Raw genomic sequence first — 8,489 nt, forward strand, 5'->3', positions numbered from 1 at the left:
ATTCTTTCTCTCAAATCTATAGCTTCATCTAAATGACTAACATCAACCATCGGGGAACGCATAATTAATCTTGGATAAACCTGTTGTGACCAAAGTTGTTCGCTTCTATTTATTCGTTGTATATCTACTTTAGGAATAGGAATAGTTATGGGATAAGGAATCGAACCTTCGCTTCCAGATGTATAACCTGGGTTCGTAATTACACACTTACCTTGAGGAAAGCGCATAATTTCATCTGCGGTAAGAATTGGCATTGTCTGTAAATTATCAGTCCAAGTTACAGTTCGTCCTTCCTTGGAATCGCTGATAGATTTATTTTTGACGATAAATTCCTTATGTCCGTAAGACTGGGAAAACTTATCCGCAGTTGAGTAATTCGCTGGGTTGTAGAGGATTTTAGTACTGCAAGCACTGATTATAGCGGTTGCTAAATTATCACCGTATGCGTTCGCTAGTTGTTCTAGAGATTGGACACCTAAAACAAAACAAGCTCCGTTACTTCTGTACTCGTTAATCCACTGAGGTAATGCTTTGAGGTAAAGTGATGGCAGTTCATCGATAAATATTCCCAAGGGGTCTTCTCTTTGGGTGCATAAATTACTCACAATAGTCATGTGAAGTGCTGCTGCGAGCAATGGTCCGACAACATCGCGTCTGGGGTCATCTAATTTGAATATCAGGATTTGTTTTCCTGATAATTTAGTAGAAATAGTACTTTTACCAATGAAAGAAGAAAGAAGCGACCTTTGAATAAAAGCAGAAAATATGCCGACTGTGGTTGTGTCTATGCTAGCGATAGTTTTCTCGCTATCTTTTGCTTTAAGATACTGCTGAAACGAAGCAGCAACCCAACGAGAAATCGTACCTGCTTGTACTGCTGCGTGTAACTTGTTGATAAAATCATCGATGGATTGGATGCAATAAACGGTGGCTAAATCTGGACAATCACTTCCTTTGGCTAGTTGGATTAATGCTTTAGCTAACAAATCGGCTGCTTTTGAGAAAAACTCATCACCTTTACCGCTACCACCAGCATTTGCGTTTATTACTTGAGCAATTTGCGCCGCACTCACCGCATCTTCCTGATTCTCCATGAAATCGAGTGGGTTAATGACTTCACTGTATGGTTCACCAGGGGCAAATATTCGCACATCGTAACCGTAGCGTGCAGCGAGCGGTGCAAGTAATTTCATTTGGTCGCCTTTCTTGTCGTAGACAATTAAAGGGAACCCTTGCATCATGCAACTTTCTGCCATACGGTCAATAGTGCCAAAGGTTTTACCGGAACCGGGAGCGCCAAGAACAAGGGTAGAACGTTCTGCATGGGGAATCCAAACGGTTGGGGATGCTCCAAGGAAGGTTTGAAAGGCTGCTCCAAATTTTCTGAATTTACCAGAAAACCAGTAGCGGGGTGAACCACACCAAAAAGTCACTTTATTGTGTTTGCGTTCTTCAATTTGTTTGAGAGCAAGGTTAGTTGCTGCTAACTTTTCGCTTATTCCTACTACTCTGCCTGTAGAAATCTTGCCTTTTTTACTATTAGAAAATTGACTTAATATAAATAAAAATACTAAAATTCCTATCATTGCTAAACCTTCGGTATTAGCGAAAGTTTTAATAAGTCCGTTAATGTCAAGACTTGATTTTATGACCTTTGATTGTTCTTCAACTAGAGTTTGATTATTACTAGTCTCTGATAATAGGAAATATTGTTTCATATATGAAGATTTTTATCAAAATAAAAATACTGATTTCTGCCTTTTATAATAAGGTTACGATTAGTAATGAAATTCCTAAACTAAAATTAAAATAGATAAGAAAGCGTACAATTCTTATTGATAAACTATTTAGACTTATTGCTTCAACCTTGTCCATCTTCAATCTCCTAGAAAAATAGGCGTATTAACTTTGTAAGTAAAAAACGGAACGGGACCAATAAAATATGGTGTTGCACCACAGGCATTTTTAAAACGGAAGAATAAAGCTGTATCAACAGTATCAGTTGTCTCCGATGGCTCCATAACTACTACTTTAAAAGCGCTTCCATAAGGTAATCTTCCAGTGGGTTCCTTACTTCCATTTACCGATTTCAAGCAACCCCAACCACCGCTCACGCGCTGATATTTTCCGCTAATCCAAGAGCTTCCTTCAAAGTTACCTCTAATGTTGCGTCCTGAATTTTCTAAATCATCAAGTTCGATGTGGGGACAATCTTCCCCTTCGCATGGCACAGAAAAGCCCGCTACATCCGAACCAGATACCGTGCGTTGACGACGTTTTTCTGCCGTACCCCAGATGAAATCAATTCTGGCAATCTTGTTACCTGATTCTGTTAAGGGAAGAGGAAAAGAAGCTAAAGGAACATCGCTTAATCCTGGAATATCTTTAATTAAAGCGTTTTCCCAACCTTGCAAATTTGATAGTTGTACTGCATCAAGATTGGGGATGTCAGAAATTGTATATTTTGATAAATCAATTTGATTGACTTTGAGATTCCCTAAAGTCGGATTTTGGGATAAAAGTTTTGTTAAGGAGGTATTGATATTTGTTTGAGGAGATTTAGATTTTAACAATGCCGCGATTGGTAGTATTTCGGCTATCTTAGTTTCTCCTAAATTTGGTATTGTATCTGCTAAATGTCCAATAGTTTGTTCTCCTAATAATGGAAATTCTTTTAAAGTTAAGGTATTAAGTTTATTATTGTCATTGATATTGCCAATGCTTAATAATTGAGGTTTTAGTGCTTCATCAATATCGCCTAAAGTTAAATATTTGTCTGGAGTATCCCCGGCATTCCATTCACGAGCTAATCCGTTAACTTTTATTGAACCACTTTTTTGGATTACTGGCATTTGGTTAAATGATATTCTTTGCCAGTCAGGTAATGAAACAAGATTTCCTTCTTCTGAAGCAATTATCCGAGTGGGTAAATTGGTTTGGTTCTCTGCTAAAGATGACGAAACGCAAATAGTAAGAGAAGTTAGTAAAATAGGAAAAACTTTTAAAGCGATAAATTGACCAATCTTCATTAATCTATGTTGAGATATTTACTTTTATTCTCAAACAATTTTTAGAATGAAAGTGACTTCCTATTAACGTAAATGTGTTTATCACAATAGTGATATTTTTATATCCTGTAAGTTCAATTCGCGGAACGCAATTACTCTTAATATCATTAGAATAAAGATAATGCAAAAAAAAACTATTGCTAACTACGGTGAACCTATGATAAAGCCCAGAATTCTCCAGGAAGATAAAGAATATACTTTCCGCTCGTATTTTGAAATGGCTTACGAGCCAGAGGAAATTTTAGCTGAATTTGGGTATAATCTAGTTCGGGCTAAATTATCGCTACCGAAAACCAAAAAGCCCCTTGATAGAATTGCGGATTTAAGGGACCGTATCGAACGAACTTTGCCCCGTGTTAGTCTTACAAGTGAAACTGCTCGTCGCGAAACTCTTGTTGCACCATTATTGTTAGAAGTTGCTACTTATTATTGTGACTGTCAGTTACGTATTGAGTACCCCTTGGCAGTAACTAAATGGTTGAAAGGAAACCTGGATTATTTGCTGCGTGCAAGTCAAAGTCTTTTAGTTGTAGAAGCAAAAAGAGACGATTTAACTAGAGGATTTACGCAGATGGCTGTAGAACTAATTGCTTTGTCCCAGGTTGAAGAACAACCATTCCACTATGGTGCTGTAACGATTGGAGATGTTTGGCGTTTTGGTTTACTTGATGTTGAAGCTAAACGCATTACTGAAGATATTAAAATTTATTCGCTACCCGATGATTTAGAAGCATTAATGCTCGTTTTGGTAGGCATTGTTGAACGCAGTTCTATCAATAATATTATCTGAAGTACCTTTTTAAACTACCGGGAAGGATGCAAAGCGAAAAAATTGAACCCGAACGTCTACTTTCCGCCAACTGTAAGATTACCTGTTTACGAAACTTTTTTTCAACGAAAATTTGTTATATCGGCAGTAGCGAAATATCAATTACGATTGATGATTTACGATGTAGAACATCTCTGTTATTTGTCAATGGCTGTAGAACAATATAGACAATATATTCGACATATTCTCGAAGAGCGAAAAAAGCGAGCTTCGATGTCAAGAAATTACGAAGAGTATGAAGTGCAAACAATTTTTGACGAAAAAGAAGACCACTATCAATTACTTTATGTCGGTTGGCGTGGAAATAAACGCGATGAAGGGTTGTATTTTACATCTTGATATTAAAGATGGGAAAATTTGGATTCAACACGATGGTACAGAAGTTGGAATTGCTAATCAATTAGTTGAAATGGGAGTACCAAAGCTTGATATTGTTTTAGCATTTCATGAACCATATATACGTCAGTTTACTGAGTTTGGAGCTTAAAATTTGAAATCTTAGTACTTTCAATTACCGAACAAAACCTCCGGTTCTTTAGCCCAACGGCTTGTATCTGGCGACGAAGCCGGACGAGCATAAACTGCTTTGTTACGAATCTCCACAATTTTATCTTCTTCCCGAATCATGCTAGGAGTAAATTGCGATAGCCCGAAGGGCGACGCTTCGCGTATCGCACTTCTAGAAAGTCCCTGACACTAACATTCAAAGGTCGTTTCCCAAGTTCCGAGGTGGGAAACTTCTGTGCATTCTGATAAAAGATTTCCTGTGCCGTTTTTCTTACCATCAGCGCAATTTCAGCCGGAGTCAGTAGTTTCGTTTCTCTCAATAAGCGCAACCAATCTTTCTCGCAAAAATCCACAGAAGGAAAATATTTCGCTAGATGTAATTTAAAGATTTCATATCTTGCTCCAGTATGGGGAAGGTCTACAAAAATAATCTCATCAAAACGACGTATTAATTCTGGAGGTAAAAACTCCAATCTGTTAACTGTTGCCATAACTAATACCTGTGATGTTCTCTCTTGCATCCAAGTAAGCAACTTCCCTGCTAATTGACGAGATACACCACCGTCGCGATCGGAATCGAAACCCGCAAAACCTTTATCAAAGTCGTCGAAATAGAGAACTAAACCATGTTCTCCATTCGCATCGCAAAATTGCAAAAATTCTCGTAAATTCTTTCTCGACTCGTATGCAGTCGCACCTCTTAATCCAGCCCAGTCAGCAGCAACCATTGGTACACCCATTTTTTTCGCTGCTAATTTCGCACTCAAAGATTTCCCAGTTCCCGGTGGTCCCCAAAGAATCATACCTTTTGGAAAGCTGAGATTGTGTTGTTTCGCTTCTGGTTTAAGTAGTATCGCAGCACGTTCTAAAATTTCTTCTAATAAATCCAAACCAGCAGCTAAAGGTACATCTGGTTCGCTTATAAATTCTACACCCTGACCTTTTAGCTTACTCTTTTTGTAATCTAACAACCCATCAATCAGTTCTTCTAAGCTATGAGCAAATCTCAATAAACGTTTCAATAACATTTCTAATTCACCGAGCGGTAAACCTAGACAAGTGCGGATTAAAATTTCATACTGCTTTGTGTTGCCCGCCGTTGTACTAAAGTAATTAGTACAGACATCTCGAACAAAAGTTCTAACATCAGATGTACTTGGTAACGGGTTCACTAATACGGGAATTAAAGGTACTAACGAGTGAGGAAGTTCAACATAATTTTCCACACATATGAGAAATCTTGGTACAGAATTTGCATCTAGGTCATAAACTAAGTTACTCAGTATCATTTCTGTTTTTTGCGACAACATACCTGTTAAGATATCCGGCGAAATTGCACCTTCAAAAACAAATACTCCTGGAACATCAGGATGTTGTAATAACCAATTTAATCCTGATATACATTGATTTTGGGTAGGTAGAAGTTGTCCTAAATTATTGAATAGTTGTAACTCAGAATAACCAGTATTCCAAAAATATAAAGGTAGTCTAATATTTTGGGCTGATTCATCAACAAATCCCAGTATTTTAAATCGTTCGGTAATAGGACTTTCTATTGTAATAACAGTTTGTTTACTATCGAATAACAATGGTAAATGACTCAAATTCATCATCAAACAACTTATATAAATTTAAAAGCTAGCAACTTTAAGTATCAAATTAATCACTAAATATAGTATTTTTTCAGCCAAACTTAATTCTTTGAATATTAAACTTATCGTAATACAATTGGGATATGTAATTGAAAATTATCGAAATCCCTATCTGTGGTAAAAATGCTGTTACCACGATTAACGGCACTCGCACATATTAGAAAATCTGTATTTGAACCTTGAACACCATTGCTGCGACAGGTGTTAAAAAACTCAGACGCTAGCTCATAATCAGCTATAGTTAACTCTAAATTAGGAAAAGCACGTAAAGAGTTTCGTAATCGCTTAAATTGCTCAATATGCCGAATACCAGAAAGAATTTCTTGACGGATAGCTCCTAATAAAACAACTTCTCCATTCGCAATCAAATCACGAAAATCTTTCAGAATACTTGCTGTTTCATCTGGTGCATTACGGCGAAAAGCTAATGACCAAATAGATGTATCCACAATCACATTCATATTTGTTGTCGCTGCTGTTTATAATCGTAATCCGATTCGTAATCAATTGTGCCAAAAAGTTCTGTAACTTTAAGTTGCTTGTGACGTTGAATATATTCATGTAAAGCAGCCTCTATGACCGCACTACGGCTTTGATAATTACCTAGAGCAAGGGCTTCTTGAAGAAGATTTTCATTTATTTGGAGACTATTTTCTTGCATAATTTAACTCCAATCAAGTGATAATTTAATCATAGCCTAAATTATATACAAAGGCAGGTTTTAGTTTATTTTAAATAAGTTTTACGGTAATTCTCTATAGCCCATTTCTTCGCTTGCTTGATAGTCCACATGGGTTCGGGTGGTAATAGTGGTACATCTTTTAACTGAGTAAGAAAAGTATAATCCCCCGTCACTTGAGCAATTACTTTAGCTATGGTTTTGCAGCAACGATAGGGGTATTTAACAGCTTGCTTTTCACTAAAGCGAATCACCAGTAAATTATTATTAGTAAAAAATTGATTTCTAATATTATCTTTTCCTTGGTCGATACAGTGGTGTGGTTCTTTAGTATTGCCTACATAAGGTTCGTCAATCTCGATATCTATGCTTAAACCACTTGAATGTACTATTAGAAAATCCGCTGAGTAAGGGTGGCGAAATTTTGGGTTATGAAATGCTACACCTTGAACGATATTTGGAAAAACACGCTTAGTAATTTGATAAAAAGTTTTTTCAGAAACACCCCTCTGAGCATCACTCTTACCGTCGGGTTGTAGTACTTTTCCCTCTAAGGAGCGGTGTAATTCTGCTTCACGTTGCGGTAGACGCATTGCAGTAATATTGTCTTTGTTAGTTTTAGATTGAATAGGAGTATGAATATTCTTATTACTTGGTTGGTCAGAGAAGCTTGATATAAAACTCTTACTTCCTAAGCTTATTGATGCCCAAATAGCAGTCATTAACCACAGAGGATACAAGCCATACATATGTAAATAAATAGAAATCATTAAAGTGATAAAAATAAATATATAAAATATTTTATTGGAAATATAACCATTGTAATTTCCTTCTTTATTTGGTAAAACAATTCGCTTATTATCTTTTTTATGAAAATGTTGTTTAAAATTTGGTGTCGAATTCTCTGCCATAAATTTAAGTATTAAACGTGGATAAAATGTGGCAGGATAATATTTATTCACTCCCCTTAAAGTTTTTCTTATTTGGTTCAGGTTGATTTAGCTCCCGGTTTTTTTAAAGCTGTCTTCAATTCCTAACAATCCCAATTCAGTCAATAAAGGTAAACTCACTTGTGTATTTTGAGCAACTTCAACCAAAGATTTATCAGAAGTATTTCGAGCAAGTGCAATGAATTCTCTAACCTTAATAACAACAGGGTCAGATGGTGGAGTATAACCCTTAGCGATAGCAGAAACCAAACCACGTTCAATATCATCAATTGTTGCTCTCTTGAATGTTCCAACTTGTAAAGTAGGTTCTCTACTATCAGGTAATGGAGTTTGATTAGATAGGCTTAAGCCACTGTAAGCAGGTGAGCTATTACTATAAAGTAGGTTAAAAGTGTACAGATGTGCTTTGCCATCAGTAGTTTTAGTCTTGACAAACAAATTTGTAATATTCGTTGTCGTTAAATTAGGAAATTTCAGCGGCTGTATTTTACGTAAGAAGACAGTTGTAGCTTGACCACTATCTAAAGGTGTATCGGTAGCATAAGTAAAGTGAGTCGGGTCTGCTAGAAAAATTTGAGTAATGCGTTCATTTACTTCAGAAAAATCAATAGCAGTCGCTCGACCATTCCAAACTTTGATATCAATAGCTTTTGATTTCAGACCTCTAGCTTCGCTGGTATTCACTGTTAATATCGCGGATTGAGCATAGCATGGAGTGGCTAAGAATATAGTAGATATCGCAAAAGAGAAGATTGTCAATTGTTTCATGTTCGTAAATTAGGAGTGGGGGAGTGGGGAAGGGGG

At 36.6% G+C, this 8,489-nt stretch carries 10 protein-coding genes; 3 read left to right on the plus strand and 7 right to left on the minus strand.

Features of this window, described 5'->3' with window-relative positions; genetic code table 11:
* Together IQ247_RS30265 and IQ247_RS30270 are read right to left on the minus strand one after the other, a co-directional pair.
* The coding region (locus tag IQ247_RS30265) for a type IV secretory system conjugative DNA transfer family protein (RefSeq protein ID WP_193925678.1) at positions 1-1,718 on the minus strand (1,718 nt) is incomplete at its 3' end.
* Positions 1,719-1,877: 159 nt separating this feature from the next.
* Positions 1,878-3,029: a hypothetical protein gene (locus tag IQ247_RS30270; protein WP_193925679.1), complete on the minus strand. Its 1,152-nt coding sequence runs from the start codon at positions 3,027-3,029 to the stop codon at positions 1,878-1,880.
* A 160-nt stretch (positions 3,030-3,189) separates the two neighbouring features.
* On the opposite strand from IQ247_RS30270, the gene IQ247_RS30275 reads away from it, so the two are divergent.
* The 3 genes from IQ247_RS30275 to IQ247_RS33470 are packed head-to-tail and all read left to right on the plus strand — an operon-like array spanning position 3,190 to position 4,384.
* The gene (locus IQ247_RS30275; RefSeq protein ID WP_228060185.1) at positions 3,190-3,858 is read left to right on the plus strand and encodes a hypothetical protein; all 669 of its coding nucleotides are present in this window, start codon (positions 3,190-3,192) and stop codon (positions 3,856-3,858) included.
* Positions 3,859-3,900: 42 nt separating this feature from the next.
* Positions 3,901-4,236, plus strand: coding sequence for an element excision factor XisI family protein (locus tag IQ247_RS33465; protein ID WP_322745609.1), 336 nt, complete (start codon positions 3,901-3,903; stop codon positions 4,234-4,236).
* Positions 4,184-4,384 (plus strand): element excision factor XisI family protein, encoded by a 201-nt coding sequence (locus IQ247_RS33470; protein WP_322745610.1) that lies wholly within the window; start codon positions 4,184-4,186, stop codon positions 4,382-4,384. Before IQ247_RS33465 ends, IQ247_RS33470 begins: the two co-directional genes overlap by 53 nt.
* Positions 4,385-4,520: 136 nt before the next feature.
* On the opposite strand, the gene IQ247_RS30285 is transcribed toward IQ247_RS33470, so the two are convergent.
* The 5 genes from IQ247_RS30285 to IQ247_RS30305 form a co-directional block, all read right to left on the minus strand.
* Positions 4,521-6,017 (minus strand): ATP-binding protein, encoded by a 1,497-nt coding sequence (locus tag IQ247_RS30285; protein WP_228060186.1) that lies wholly within the window; start codon positions 6,015-6,017, stop codon positions 4,521-4,523.
* A gap of 101 nt (positions 6,018-6,118) precedes the next feature.
* Positions 6,119-6,517 carry a type II toxin-antitoxin system VapC family toxin gene (vapC, locus tag IQ247_RS30290; RefSeq protein ID WP_193925680.1) on the minus strand — a complete coding sequence of 133 codons (399 nt, stop codon included), beginning with the start codon at positions 6,515-6,517 and terminating at the stop codon, positions 6,119-6,121.
* Positions 6,514-6,717, minus strand: a complete 204-nt coding sequence (locus tag IQ247_RS30295; protein ID WP_193925681.1) for a type II toxin-antitoxin system VapB family antitoxin — start codon at positions 6,715-6,717, stop codon at positions 6,514-6,516. Before IQ247_RS30295 ends, vapC begins: the two co-directional genes overlap by 4 nt.
* A gap of 65 nt (positions 6,718-6,782) precedes the next feature.
* Complete coding sequence (locus tag IQ247_RS30300) at positions 6,783-7,646, minus strand: hypothetical protein (RefSeq protein ID WP_228060187.1); 864 nt, start codon at positions 7,644-7,646, stop codon at positions 6,783-6,785.
* Positions 7,647-7,733: 87 nt separating this feature from the next.
* Positions 7,734-8,369, minus strand: a complete 636-nt coding sequence (locus IQ247_RS30305; RefSeq protein ID WP_228060188.1) for a hypothetical protein — start codon at positions 8,367-8,369, stop codon at positions 7,734-7,736.
* Positions 8,370-8,489 lie beyond the last annotated feature (120 nt).

Origin of the sequence: Plectonema cf. radiosum LEGE 06105 (assembly GCF_015207665.1) — a bacterium.
GTDB lineage: Bacteria > Cyanobacteriota > Cyanobacteriia > Cyanobacteriales > Nostocaceae > Rivularia > Rivularia radiosa_A.